This window comes from Chitinophaga filiformis (genome assembly GCF_021646545.1).
Taxonomy (GTDB): domain Bacteria; phylum Bacteroidota; class Bacteroidia; order Chitinophagales; family Chitinophagaceae; genus Chitinophaga; species Chitinophaga filiformis_A.
Genome location: NZ_JAKIRP010000026.1, coordinates 81,840 through 96,376, shown reverse-complemented (window position 1 = coordinate 96,376; position 14,537 = coordinate 81,840). Strand labels below are relative to the sequence as shown.

At 46.8% G+C, this 14,537-nt stretch carries 8 protein-coding genes; 6 read left to right on the top strand and 2 right to left on the bottom strand.

The window, feature by feature from the left end:
- Nucleotides 1-183: 183 nt before the first annotated feature.
- A complete protein-coding gene (locus tag L3C95_RS34315; RefSeq protein WP_236395187.1) occupies nt 184-2,307 on the bottom strand; it encodes a carboxy terminal-processing peptidase in 2,124 nt (707 codons plus the stop codon).
- A gap of 301 nt (nt 2,308-2,608) precedes the next feature.
- Here L3C95_RS34315 and L3C95_RS34310 point away from each other — a divergent pair, with 301 nt between their 5' ends.
- Nucleotides 2,609-3,868, top strand: a complete 1,260-nt coding sequence (locus L3C95_RS34310) for an MFS transporter (protein ID WP_236395186.1) — start codon at nt 2,609-2,611, stop codon at nt 3,866-3,868.
- 4 nt (nt 3,869-3,872) lie between these two features.
- On the opposite strand, the gene L3C95_RS34305 is transcribed toward L3C95_RS34310, so the two are convergent.
- Nucleotides 3,873-4,367, bottom strand: coding sequence for a YkgJ family cysteine cluster protein (locus L3C95_RS34305; RefSeq protein WP_236395185.1), 495 nt, complete (start codon nt 4,365-4,367; stop codon nt 3,873-3,875).
- A gap of 235 nt (nt 4,368-4,602) precedes the next feature.
- Here L3C95_RS34305 and gcvP point away from each other — a divergent pair, with 235 nt between their 5' ends.
- The 5 genes from gcvP to L3C95_RS34280 all read left to right on the top strand — a co-directional run bounded on the left by gcvP (nt 4,603) and on the right by L3C95_RS34280 (nt 14,492).
- A complete protein-coding gene (gcvP, locus tag L3C95_RS34300; RefSeq protein WP_236395184.1) occupies nt 4,603-7,473 on the top strand; it encodes an aminomethyl-transferring glycine dehydrogenase in 2,871 nt (956 codons plus the stop codon).
- 177 nt (nt 7,474-7,650) lie between these two features.
- Nucleotides 7,651-11,205, top strand: coding sequence for a TraB/GumN family protein (locus L3C95_RS34295; protein WP_236395183.1), 3,555 nt, complete (start codon nt 7,651-7,653; stop codon nt 11,203-11,205).
- 337 nt (nt 11,206-11,542) lie between these two features.
- Complete coding sequence (locus L3C95_RS34290; protein WP_236395182.1) at nt 11,543-12,061, top strand: hypothetical protein; 519 nt, start codon at nt 11,543-11,545, stop codon at nt 12,059-12,061.
- A 135-nt stretch (nt 12,062-12,196) separates the two neighbouring features.
- A complete protein-coding gene (locus tag L3C95_RS34285; protein WP_236395181.1) occupies nt 12,197-12,547 on the top strand; it encodes an MmcQ/YjbR family DNA-binding protein in 351 nt (116 codons plus the stop codon).
- Between the two features lie 46 nt (nt 12,548-12,593).
- Nucleotides 12,594-14,492 carry a CocE/NonD family hydrolase gene (locus L3C95_RS34280; RefSeq protein ID WP_236395180.1) on the top strand — a complete coding sequence of 633 codons (1,899 nt, stop codon included), beginning with the start codon at nt 12,594-12,596 and terminating at the stop codon, nt 14,490-14,492.
- Nucleotides 14,493-14,537 lie beyond the last annotated feature (45 nt).

Below are 14,537 nucleotides of genomic sequence, written 5' to 3'. Positions count from 1 at the left end.
TTTACCGCCGGCTTCCTTCAGATTCCTCCTCACGGAGGACACCCTTGCCTTGGGTTAACGCTTCCCACTATCAAGGCGCGTTCGGGACTTACACCCTAGAGTTTGCGCCCGTGCCGGGCGCACAATAGAAAAGGCGGCCTGTTTAAAACAGACCGCCTTTTTATTTATGCTTAAGGCGTATGATTATTTATTAGCGGGTTTACCCTGTAATTTAGGATAAGACAGTGCAATCAGGTCGTTCATCACATTTACTGCTTCATCAAGGTAGATATCTTTCTGTCTGAATTTCAGCCAGTCTTTGTTACGGGCCAGTTTCGCAGAATCAGCTGCCAGTCTGTCCAGGTCAGTTTTCAGGCTCACGATGTTCAATTCTTTCACTTTCTCATTTACCGCATCATAACGTTTCAGGGCATTACTGTTACTTTTCTGCTCTGCTTTGTATGTCTGCTGGTTCAGAGAATACGCTTCCTGGCTTTCCAGCTTTTTCAGCGTAGTGATGTTGTCATTCATCATCTTGAATGCCTCGCTGGATGCAATACGTTTTTCGCTGTTCCTTTTCAATGCTTCTACCGGAACAGGATCGTACCACGGTGTGAAGGATGCTTTTGGAATTTCGTCCCATGCCAGAGCATCAGCATCTTTACGTTCTGCCACTTCATAATATGGATCCGGCAGCTGGATATCGGAAGCTACACCTTTCAGCTGGGTAGAACCACCATTTGCACGGTAGAACTTCTGCTGGGTCAGTTTGATAGCACCCAGGGCGCCTATTTCCTTATTGGAGTAGAAGTCATCGAGATTGAGCATACGCTGTACGGTACCTTTACCGAAGGTATTGCTACCAATGATCACGGCACGTTTGTAATCCTGCATTGCAGCCGCCATGATCTCAGAAGCGGAAGCGCTGTATTCGTTGACCATGATAGCCAGCGGACCACCGTATTGTACGCTCTTATCGCGGTCGCGGAGCACCATTGGATCGCCGCTACGGGATTTCACCTGTACGATAGGACCTTCCGGAATGAACAGCCCAGCCATCTGTACAACGTCCTGCAGGGAACCACCACCGTTGAAGCGCAGATCGAGGATGATACCCTCTACATTTTCCGCTTTCAGTTTGGTGATCTCTTTAGCTACATCTTCCGCGCAACGGGCGCCGTTCCTGTCATTGAAATCTGCATAGAATTCAGGCAGGTAGATGTAACCGAGTTTATGCTGGCCATTGATGATGGCTGATTTTGCAAAGGTGTCATCCAATACTACTTCATCGCGGGTAATATCGATCACTTTTACGGTACCGTCCACGCTCTTCACGGTCAACTTCACAATAGAACCTTTACTACCACGGATCACTTTCACCGCATCTTCCACTGCATAACCGGTGATGTCAACGGGCTCTTTATCGCCCTGCGCTACCTTCAGGATAGCATCATTCGCTTTCAGGCGGCCGTCTTTCCAGCTGGCGCTACCTGTTACGATACTGGCGATCTTGATCTTACCATCTTCTTCTTTCAGCTGGGCGCCAATACCAAAGAACTTACCGGCCATCTGCTCTTCGAAAGCCCTCTTTTCGGCTGGCGGGAAGAAATCAGTATGAGGGTCCATTGTGGTTGTGATGGCGTTTATAAACATGCTAAAACGCTCGTTATCATCCTGTCTGTTTTTCAGACGGTCGAAATAACGGTCGTATACGGTTTTTACTTTAGCCCTGGCTTCAACTTCCAGTTCGGCATCAGTCTTAATCTTTTCACCGGCTTTATCTTTCTGTTTATCGCGGGTTTCCTGCAGTTCCGTCAGCTTTTCAAGCGTACGGTATTTCAGTACTTTTCTCCAGGCTTCTTTGCGTTCTTCCAGACTTTCGGGATAGTCGATCTTATCGGGATCGAGAACTACCTTTTCCTCTTTGGCAAAATCAAATGGTTTGGAGAGCAGTTCCGGGTAAATGGAAGCAGCTTCAGTTACACGCTGTTTGATGATGGCATTGATGGCGTTAAAGCAGTCCAGCGGAGCGCCCTGCAGCTCATCGTCGATGTGTGTGGATACGGACTCCAGTCCTTTGATATCGCTCTTCAGGAAAAACTTCTTTTCACTGTCCAGGCTCTTCAGGTATTTATCAAAAACTTCTTTAGAGTAAGCGTCGTTAATCTCCTTAGGTTGATAGTGGCCCTGGGTTAGTATTTGTCCTACCAGGCCCATGATCACTTCGTATCTGCCTGGAGGATCTTCTTTATGCAGTTTGCTGAAAGCCAAAACCCCCATTGAGATTGTAAGCAGTGCAACTGGTATAATCACTTTCATTCTTCTCATAGAATCCAAAATTGAACGTCATCAAATATAGCATAAAATAGCCCATCCAACCAGAAGGCCAATTTGCTTTTAACAAAAGATTGAGAAACAGTGCGATGCACCATAGTATGCAATTAACTCGCATTTAACGGGTTGCCACATGTTACAACTTTACAAATGCTAAAACCAGACCAATTTCCGGAGGGGGACATTCTACATAAAAATAAACATCTTAGGGGGATTTTATACTACCGTTTATCAGATTGGAGGGCCGGGTGATGGGCAAATTCTCTATTTTTGCGACGGCCATAAAAACTGCAAAGTGGAGAACCAGGAGACTACTATCAAGAACGACCCTTACGCATCGCTACGTATTCCGGAATTCAACTATTATCTCGTCATTCGTTTTGCCATGGTGTTTGCATTAGCCATGCAGTTCACCATTATTGAGTGGAAGGTGAATGCACTGACGCATGACCCTTTTGCACTGGGCCTGATCGGGCTGGCGGAGGTGATCCCGGCGGTGCTGGTAGCGCCTTTTGCCGGACATATTGTGGACAAGCGGGAGAAACGTGGTTTATTAATTGCATGTGTAATTGCTTATATCCTTATGGGTCTCGGATTGTTCCTGCTGACATGGGACCAGGCGGTGGCCGGCATTTCTACACAATGGGTACTTAATATGATCTACTTCCTGGTATTTCTGGGCGGTGTAGCGAGAGCCTTTCTGAGTCCTGCTAACTTCTCCATGCTGGCGTTGATCGTGCCCCGGAATCTGTATGCCAATGGCTCCACATGGAGTAGCAGCGCCTGGCAGATCGGTGGGATGGCGGGGCCGGCACTGGGAGGTCTCTTCATCTATCTGTTTGGTATTCACTGGTCTATGCTCATCGTAGTAGGTGTTTTTCTTGCGCCGCTGTATAGCCTTATCAAGATCAAGCCTAAACCTATTCACTATAAAGCACAGGGAGAACGTTTCTTCGACGGACTGACAAAGGGGATGCGCTTTGTATGGAAGACCAAAGTTGTACTGAATGCAATGGCGCTGGATATGTTTGCCGTACTGTTTGGAGGTGCGGTGTCGATGTTGCCCATCTTTGCAACAGACGTGTTACATGTGGGTTCACTGGAATTCGGTTTCCTGCGGGCGGCGGTGGCTGTTGGTTCGCTGACCACGATGTTTATTCTGGCTTACCGGCCATTGGTCAATCAACCCGGTCTTAAACTGCTGGCGGCCGTTTTCGGTTTTGGCCTGTGTATTATCGTGTTCGGATTGTCAACAAGTTTTGTACTCTCCTTCCTGGCCTTGTTGGTCAGCGGCGTGCTGGATGGTATCAGTGTGATTATCCGTCAGACCATCCTGCAGCTTAAAACTCCTGACGACATGCGTGGACGGGTTGCAGCGGTGAGCTCCATGTTCGTAGGGTCTTCCAATGAACTGGGGGCCTTTGAAAGTGGCCTTGCCGCCCGTCTGATGGGATTGGTGCCTTCCGTAGTATTTGGCGGTTGTGTGACACTGGGTGTGGTGATCACCACCTATATCATCTCTCCCGCCATGCGTAAGCTGGACCTAAAGCCCTGACCGGCTATAGTTTTGTGATCTTTTTCAACCTTTCAAGGACATAAAATACGGCAGGACAGATGGTACTGTTCAGGTAAGTGATGTTTGGCCGCTTGATAAAATCGAAGCTATCTGTATAGGGGTAGTTCTGGCAGTCGCCTGGACGGGCGTCGTAGATGCTGCAGTAATTGTCAGCATCGAGGAAGGGACAGGGACTGAATTTCACTACGTAATCCCCATCTTCATCCATGCGCAGGTACTGGTCAATAAAGGCAGATTCCTTCATGCCCTTGTATTTAGCGATGCGTTTTATGTCGGGCATCTTAAAGCGGGGGCTGATCGTTTTACAGCAACCGGCGCATTTCAGGCAATCAACGTGACTGAAAGCTTCATCATGCAGGTCTGGCAATAGCTTTTCCACACCTCTCCCCCTTTTCGTCTGCAGCTTCTGCAGGAACTGCTTGTTGGCCTTTTGTTGCTCCTGGGCCTTTTGTTCCCAGTTTGTAAGTAATTCGTCCATTGGACTGCAAAGATAGTGATTAAGCAATAGCCCACAGAGCAAGAGAAGATCATCTATGGGAAACAGACGGTATACTGACAAGTTCCCGTGTCACTACATTACAAGCTCATGACAATTGTCCTTATTTACTGCCTGCATTTATCACCGCAATTTCTCCAACGACCGCACTGGTTTGGCCATTGCTAAAAAACGTTATAGCTTTGCACATTCTTTTCTAATAGACCTGCTTTACATCATGAATCTTTTTGATATACAACAAACTGAATTTGTTGGCCGGCATATCGGGCCAAATGAAGCTGAGACCAATCATATGCTGGATACCATCGGGGTATCTTCCCTGGAAGAGCTGGTAGGTAAAACAGTACCTGGCACTATCCGCATGCAGCATCCCCTGGCAGTTCCGGCTGCAATGAGTGAGAGTGATTACCTGCGTCATCTGAAAGATGTATCATTAAAGAATCATGTATTCCGCAATTATATCGGACAGGGTTATTACGATACTATCACTCCAAGCGTGATCTTACGCAATGTGTTTGAAAATCCGGGATGGTACACCCAGTACACTCCCTACCAGGCTGAGATTGCCCAGGGCCGCCTGGAAAGCCTGCTGAACTTCCAGACCATGGTAAGTGATCTGACAGGTCTTCCTATTGCAAATGCGTCCCTGCTGGACGAAGCCAGTGCTGCTGCTGAAGCTATGGGGATGTTCTTCAGTGCACTGAATAAAGATCACGATCACCTGAGCCGTCCTAAGTTCTTTGTGGATGCGAACACCTTTCCTCAGACAATCGACGTTATATACACCCGTGCTACGCCGCTGAACATTGAAGTGGTAGTGGGTAACTACAATACCGCAGCAATAGACGAAACTTACTTCGGCGCATTGGTGCAGTATCCAAACAGCATTGGTAGTGTGGAAGATTACCGCAGCTTTGTTGATAAAGTACACGCGGCAGGCGCTTATGTAGCAATGGCTACTGACCTGCTGGCGCTGACACTGCTCACTTCTCCCGGTGAACTGGGTGCTGATGCAGCTTTAGGTTCTGCACAGCGTTTCGGTGTTCCGTTAGGTTTCGGTGGTCCGCACGCTGCTTTCTTTGCTGTAAAGGATGATTTTAAACGCGCTATCCCGGGCCGAATCATCGGTGTGAGCATCGATGCACAGGGTAACCGCGCATTACGTATGGCGCTGCAGACCCGCGAGCAGCACATCAAACGTGAAAAAGCTACTTCCAATATCTGTACTGCACAGGCGCTGCTGGCTAATATGGCCGCTATGTACGCTGTTTATCACGGTCCCAAAGGCCTGAAGAACATCGCTACCCGCGTGGCTATCCTGGCCAATGCACTGGCAGAGAAACTGAGAGCAAAAGGCCTGGAGCTGGCTGCTAATTTCTTCTTTGATACTATCGAAGTACGTGTAAGTAACAGCGCTGCCATCCGTAATAAAGCGGAAGCGATCGGCATTAACTTCTTCTACCCTGAAAGTGGCCGCGTGATCATCTCCCTCGATGAAACCGTAACCATCCAGGATGTGAACGATATACTCGGCATTTTCGAAGCCGGCAAATTAACCAGCAACAGCGCTGAGCTGAAAGCTACCAGCGTTCCTGCAGGACTGGAAAGGACATCTTCTTACCTGCTGCATCCGGTGTTCAATACACACCACAGCGAGTCTGAGATGATGCGTTACCTGAAGCTGCTGGAAAACAAAGATCTGTCTCTGAATACATCCATGATATCACTGGGTAGCTGTACCATGAAGCTGAATGCTGCTACAGAAATGATCCCATTGAGCTGGAACCACTGGAGCAAGATGCACCCGTTTGCACCTAAATCGCAGACAGGTGGTTATCAGCAGATCGTTGATGAATTGAGCGATTATCTGTGTAAAATAACTGCTTTTGACGCCTGCAGTCTTCAGCCTAACAGCGGCGCCCAGGGCGAGTATGCTGGTTTGCTGGTAATACGCGCATGGCACGAGAGCAGAGGTGAAGGTCACCGTAATGTAATGCTGATCCCGATCTCTGCACACGGTACCAACCCGGCATCTGCTGTAATGGCGGGCTTCAAGGTGGTAGTAGTGAAAGCACTGGAAAATGGTTACATCGACGTAGCCGACCTGAAAGCCAAAGCTGCACAGTATGCGCAGAACCTGGCGGGTATCATGATCACCTACCCTTCTACTTACGGTGTGTATGAAGAAAGCGTAAAAGAGATCTGTAACACCGTTCACGAGCACGGCGGACAGGTATACATGGACGGCGCCAATATGAACGCCCAGGTGGGTCTTACCGCTCCTGGTCTGATCGGTGCAGACGTTTGTCACCTGAACCTCCACAAGACCTTCGCTATTCCTCACGGTGGTGGTGGTCCTGGCATGGGCCCTATCTGCGTGGCAAAACACCTGGCTCCCTTCCTGCCTGGCCACGTAAGCCTCGACACTAAGGCACAAACTCATGCAGTATCTGCAGCGCCATATGGTTCTGCCAGCATCCTGCTGATCTCTTATGCATATATCCGCCTGCTGGGCGCAGAAGGGCTGAAAAAGGCATCCCAGTTCGCTATCCTGAATGCTAACTACATGAAGGCACGCCTGGAAAAAGCATACGATATCCTGTACAATGGCGTTAACGGTACCTGTGCACATGAATTCATCGTTGACCTGCGTCCGTTCAAGGCTTCTGCCGGTGTAGAAGCTGAAGACGTAGCAAAACGCCTGATGGACTATGGTTTCCACGCGCCAACCCTGAGCTTCCCTGTTCCGGGCACTATCATGATCGAGCCTACAGAAAGTGAAGACAAGGGCGAACTGGATCGCTTCTGTGATTCACTGCTGGCTATCCGTGAGGAGATCGCTGCTATCGAGAACGGTACGGCAGACAAACAGCAAAATGTGCTGAAACATGCGCCGCATACACAGTTTGTAGTAACTGCAGATGAGTGGACACGTCCTTACAGCCGTCAGCAGGCAGCATATCCGCTGGAATACGTAAAACTGAACAAGTTCTGGCCGTCTATCAGCCGTGTGAACAACACTCACGGAGACCGTAACCTGATCTGCACCTGCGAGCCGGTAAGCGCTTATGCAGAAGCTGAAGTATAATAAAGGAATTGAGCACTGAAAGATAAAGTCCTGTAATACAGGCATAAAATATAAGCGGCGGTATCGTAAGGTATCGCCGCTTTTTTCATAACGGAGAACGGTAATTTTAGTAATTTTACTAATATGTTCTATACCTATAACGATCGTCGGACAAGCAACGCCCGACGTTTTCCCCGTATGCTATTTGCTCTGCTGTTAATCCTGCTGATACCAACAACGGTATTGCGCGCCCAGCGTATTAACAGATCGAATTACGAACTTCTCTGGCGTATTGATGGCCCAGGTATTTCCTCTCCCTCTTACTTGTTTGGCACGATGCATCTGACAGACAAAAGGGTATTTGAGTTCAGTGATTCCGTACTCCTTGCATTACGCAACACCAGCTCTTTTGCTACGGAAGTCGACATGGACTCGGTCATGTCATATATATTTTCTCCCGGAGGGATCATGTCAGACACGGTTAATTACATGCGGCGTATACTGACAGCGAAGGAGTACCATTATGTGGACAGTCTGGTAGCCGGGAAGACTGGAGCACCCATAGACCAGTTGCAAATGAAACGTTTATGGGTTCTCGAAACCTTGCTACTGGATGAAGAAGAGGCGCTTAGTAAGAAGGCAGGCCGCAATTTAAAAGGAGAAAATATTTTCCTTGATGGATGGTTGCATCAAAAAGCAATGCTGCTCGGCAAACCATTACATAGCCTGGAAAAAATGCAGAATCAGTTACATCTGTTAGGTACAGAAACATCGAAGATACAAAAGGAAGTGTTTCTTGAAAACCTTGGCTATTATGAAAATGACAAAAAGATAAAACCCGGAACTAGTTTTAAAGAAAGTATATCGGTTCTTGACTCGTTGGTGAATCTCTATTATGCAGCAAATCTGCAGAGTATAGCGACGCTGATCAAAGATCATGACAGTATTGGCGATGGCCCTGGTCTGAGTGTACGGAATATTGAAATGGCGGGCAATCTGGCCACCTTAGCCAATAAGGGTAGCGTTTTCGCAGCTGTGGGCGCGGCTCATCTACCCGGAGAAAAGGGCATTATCTCATTGCTTCGGGCGAAAGGATTTACAGTGACACCTGTAAAAGCTACATTCACCGGTCTGGCAAAAAAGGACCGGCAACAACTGGATAGCATACAAGGCTATATGCTGAACAAAATAGCAGAGGGCTATAGTGTTGCGCTTCCCGGAATACCGATCTCCTATCCTATTCCCAATTCAAACCGTAAAATGTATGTAGGCAACAACGAAGCGCAGACAGGATTTGCCTTCTGTCTGGATGTTCCGCAGATGGGAACGGAAAACCAGCAAATGGCGAATACAATCATTAACAATATGGCCAGCCAGGGTAATGCTATACTGCAAAAGTCATATCCTGTCACTCACCGTGGTATAGAAGGTATGGAAGCCACTATGTTGCAAAACGACATACCGTTCTATATACGCGTTTTTATGCGTAACCACAGGGTGTTTGTATTTATGTATGGTACACTGGATAAGGACTCCATTGCCAGGAAGGACTTTTTCAAATCCGTAAGATTTTATGACATTGTGCGTCCGGTGATCACTTATGATACCCTCTACCGTCCGCAGTTAGGGTTTTCTGCAATATTGCCGTCAGACATCAATCATATCAGCAATAAGGCTACTATACGCCCGGTGGAAGCGTATTCCGGTATTGATGATGCCAACGGCATCTCTTATATGCTGCGTATTGACAAAATGAAGGGCGGTTATTTTAATAACAGCGACGAGTCTCTACTGGCAGGTGTACGTCTGGCATTACTTAAAGAAGACAGTACCATGCAATTGATCGATTCTACAGTCAGCGGGCACAATGGATTACCATTATATCAGCTACGCTTCCGTCATAACAACGGCTTTATAACCAGGTTACATTTTATACCGCGAGGTAATATGGCTTACACATTGCTGTCTGTTTATGACAGCACACGTACGGATAGTCTATACTGGCAGCGCTTCCTGAATGGATTTCGTGTGCATCCGCTGCAGGCACAGGCGCCAACCATTCGCTTTACGCCGGCCGACAGTAGTTTCACTATAGCCGGGCCAACTACTTTTGATGCAGTTATGCTGCGCGATCAGTATGCATCATCTCCGGTCAGAACTTACTCATATGCAGCTGTTGACACGATGTCTTATGCTACATACACGGCAGAAGTATTCAAGTATAACCGCTACTACTATAACAAACCAGATAGCCTGGTAGAAGATTTTATACATCCGGCAGACTCTCTTTTTAGTATCGTCAACCAGCAAAAAACGATCGTGCAAGGTCAACCTGTGTACACCACCGAGTTGAAATTACGTCACACGGGATTGCGGTTTTACCGCAAAGCAGTGGTAGCAGGACAAACCATTTATCGGTTGTCTGCCATACTGCCTGAAGAGGTGGTATCAAAAGGATATGGCCCTCAATTTCTCGCTGCATTTCAGCCTGGTAACAATGATAAGACTGATACACTGAGGTTAGCGCAAAAGAAGTTGCCTATGCTGCTGAAGGATTTACAAAGCCAGGATACGTCGGTATTTAACAGTGCCAGTCAATACGTTCGCCATCTAGCACCTGACAGTACTGATAAGGACCTTATCATAAATGCATTGACTAAGTCTTTCCCTGCCGACACGGCCGACGGGGACGTAAAAGTTCGACTGCTGTCATCAATGGAAGATATCGCAGGCGATGATGTGGTACCTGCTGCTGAACGGCTCTTTGCAGAGACCAAAGACAACTCGCAACGCATCAGTATACTGTACTTCCTAAGTGGGCTTTCGCTGGATTCCGCTATCCGTACGTTTCTGCGCCTGGCCCCTGAAATACCGGAGGACAATACCGATGATATCAGTATTATGCCATATGCCTTCCGGGAGGATAGCTTGTACCTGCAATATATGCCTGCAATGGTCACTACCGCTGAGAAATCCCGTAGTTTTCTTCAATTCTTTGTGGCATATACAAGCAAAGATTCCATTTGGCTTTCTCCGCAGATCACACAGTATGGTCTGGACCGGCTTGTACCGCGACTAACCCAGTTATTTGAATACCAGTTAAAAGAAAGAGAAAGATCGCGCTCGGATGAAGACAGGCTTTGGGCATGGGAATACAGGCTGTTTACTACCGGCCGGATACTCGCTTTGTCAAATATGCCGGCTACTGCAGCAACAACATTTAAACAATTACTGAGTGATACAATTATGTCGCTACGCGCCCTGGGAGCACGTGGATTGATCAGTCGCGGCATTCCTGTCGACGATAAAATACTCCGGAGCATTCTGGCTGATGCCGGGGAGGCATATTCCTTTATTACTACATTGGATGAAAATAAGCAGGTATCTCATATCCAACATCTGCTTAGCCAGGAATTGATAGGACGTTGCTATCTGAGCGACTATCTTTCTGAAGACTACGATGCGTCAACTCTCGAGATTGAGCAAGTCACCCGCATAAAGGTCCAATACGAAAAGCAGCCCGCTCAATGGCTTATATTGTATCGCGTTAAAACAGAGGAAAGCGAGGAATGGGAATATATACTGAACGGCCCTCACCCGTTAAACAGCAAAGAGTTTAATATAAGCCCGCGACTAATTCACTATATAACGGATGAACGCAAGTGGAAAGACAAAAAGGAACTTGCTAAAGAAGCAGCTGAGGCTTATGAAAGCTACCTGCAGGAATCTGAAGAATCAGACGAGCGTTATTAAGTATATCAGGGTGTCTCAATTGAGGCACCCTTTTTTCTTTTGTATATGCAATTGTTCTTTATGTCTCCCGGCCAGGCACAACTTGTTCTGATACTTGCTGACACAATATCAACTATTACAAATCTTACTCCCTCCTCATTTTTGTGCGTTGCCACACAATTCTGTCCATGGCAGATTGTCTTTTATGTGTAATATCAGATAATCTATATAAAAAACTTTTTCCTGATTACCAATTATTTAAGCCCAACTAATACTAAGTTGACAGGATTGCCGTTAATATTATAAGTATTTTAATAATATTTTATATAAATTAGATATAAGAAAAACCATTATTATTATGCAGGACTACTCTTTTATGTCCACCGAAGAGATCTTTCTTCTTCAGGATGCGTTAAAAAAGAACACAAGGCAGATTTACAAATTCATCGGAATTGGTTTGCTGCTAGTGATCATCGCAGCCTTTGTACCTCAATTTTTTCTCAGTAAACGCCTTAGCGACGAAGAGATCAATCAGTCTTTATTTTCCTATAAGAACGCCTGGTTCTGGGTTTGGCTGATGTCTTTCGTATTGGTGCTGATCTTTGCGCTGATCAAGGTAACAGATGTACGTTACTACACGATCAAAAAAGATCTTACCAAACTACAGAAAGGGCAGATACAGGTGCCATTGGAAATGATTTACCAGGGCAACAATGACATGCAAACGAGCTTCATTGTGCAACAGGAAGGCGTAAAGAAAAGAAAGCGCCTGTTCTACTGGATGCGTGGCAGGCTGGATGATTTCAAAGCAGGACAGCAAGTAGAGATCGTGTACGGGCGTTATTCCCGTGTGATCCTCGCCATCACCAAGCTTTAAATTCATCATTAACCAACCATATCTGCTGCATGTAGCAACTATCAACCTTTATTTATAACAGGGGCCAATCTTCTATGAGGTTGGCCTTCTTTTTTTTACCTTTACTCCTATCAGTTCTACTTCACATATACGATTATGAATATTGAACAATTCAGAGAATATTGTTTGTCACTGCCAGGCGTTACAGAAGAGTTTCCTTTTGGTGAAGAGATCCTTGTATACAAGGTAAAAGGTAAGCTGTTCACACTTACGCATGTTGATAATTTTGACACATTCAACCTCAAGTGCGACCCCGAGATAGCGATTGAACTACGGGAGCGATACGAAGGTGTAACACCGGGTTATCATATGAACAAGAAACATTGGAATACGATAGATGTACATTCCAATATTCCCAACCGTTTACTGTATGAATGGATCAAAGACTCCTATGACCTGGTGGTAAAATCGTTGCCCAAAAAAGACAGGGAGAGCCTGTCTGCTTAGTATAGAGACAATCTGTTCAGATCTAAACAAAATCATCAAATCGCTTATGAGAACGTTACTATTGCTGGTGATAACAGCACTTATCTTTCACACCTCCTGTGTGAAAGGCATCAATCAGGACTCTTTATGGATGCGTGAAAACTACACCAAGAAAGAGGTGTACATCCCCATGCGGGATGGTGTAAAATTGTTCACGACCATCTACATGCCGAAAGACAAATCTGAGAAACATCCTATCCTTATGTCCCGTACGCCCTATTCCTGTGCGCCATATGGAGAAGATAAATTCCTGCCGCTATGGAACAGTCATTTTGATACTTATCTGCATGAAGGGTATATCATCGTTACACAGGATGTGAGAGGACGATGGATGAGTGAGGGCACATTTGTGGATGTACGCCCTTATAATCCCAATAAAAAGACTAAACAGGACATTGATGAAGCCAGTGATACCTACGATACTATTGACTGGCTGGTGAAAAACCTCGAGAGCAACAATGGCAATGTGGGCGTAATGGGAATTTCCTACCCCGGCTTTTATTCCACCATGGCTGCGTTGAGCGGTCACCCGGCATTAAAAGCGGTGAGCCCGCAGGCGCCGGTAACTGACTGGTTCATCGGAGATGACTTTCACCACAATGGCGCCTTCTTTATTACAGACGCCTTTGCTTTTTATACCAGCTTTGGTAAACCAAGACCTAAACCTACTACCGTAGGTCCTACCGGTTTTGAATACCACAATACTGACAATTACGACTTCTACCTGCGTACAGGAGCGGTAAAGAACTTCACCCGCTTAATGGGCGATAGCATTGCTTTCTGGAAAGATCTTATGGCACATCCTGACCTGGACAATTGGTGGAAAGCGCGTAACGTAAGGCAATTCCTGACAAGTGTACAACCAGCTATGCTGGAGGTAGGTGGCCTGTTCGATGCAGAAGACTGCTTTGGTGCATGGAACACCTATAAAGCGATTGAAAAGCAAAGCGGCAAAACCAATAACCGTGTTGTAATGGGTCCCTGGTATCACGGCCAATGGTCTTCCAGGGTAAATAACGGCTCCTCCCTGGGTAATGTGCGCTTTGGCAGTCCTACCTCCACATGGTACCAGGAGAATATAGAAGTTCCTTTCTTCAACTATTACCTGAAAGGAAAAGGTACTGCCGACAGCATTGCTGAAGCCACCATCTTCTTTACAGGAGAAAACCAATGGCGTAAGTTGTCACAATGGCCAGTGGCGAACATCCAGCAGCAGCCATTATACCTGCAGGCCAATGGTAAGCTCGATTTCAGCAAACCACTCCCTGCCGGCGGCTTTACCGAATACGTGAGCGATCCTGCCAAACCGGTACCATATACAGAAGATGTACATTTTGACCGCACCATCAACTATATGACAGACGATCAGCGCTTTGCCGCCAGACGCCCGGATGTAGCTGTATTCGAAACACCGGTGCTGACAGAAGACATTACGGTGGCAGGCCCACTGCTGGCAAAACTGGTGGTAAGCACCAGTGGTACAGACGCCGATTTTGTAGTAAAACTGATCGATGTGTTCCCCAACGATTTCAAATATGAAACAGAGGCACACAGCGAACACCGCAGGGTACCTTCCGCTACCTACCCGATGGGAGGCTACCAGATGCTGGTACGTGGCGAGATCATGAGAGGCAAATACCGCAACAGCTTTGAAAAGCCGGAAGCGTTCAAACCTAACACGCCGACTGACGTAAACTTTAGTCTGCCGGATGTGGCTCATACCTTCAAAAAAGGTCATAAGATCATGGTACAGATACAGAGCAGCTGGTTCCCGCTGGTAGACAGGAACCCACAGGTATTTACCAATATTTACACCTGCGACGATAAGGATTTCCGGAAGGCAGACATCCGCATTTACCATGATGCTCAGCATGCTTCTCATATAGAGTTGCCGGTAATCAAATAGTTACTAACTTGCAGGCCATCCCCGGCGGTGTTCTGCAAGGGTATT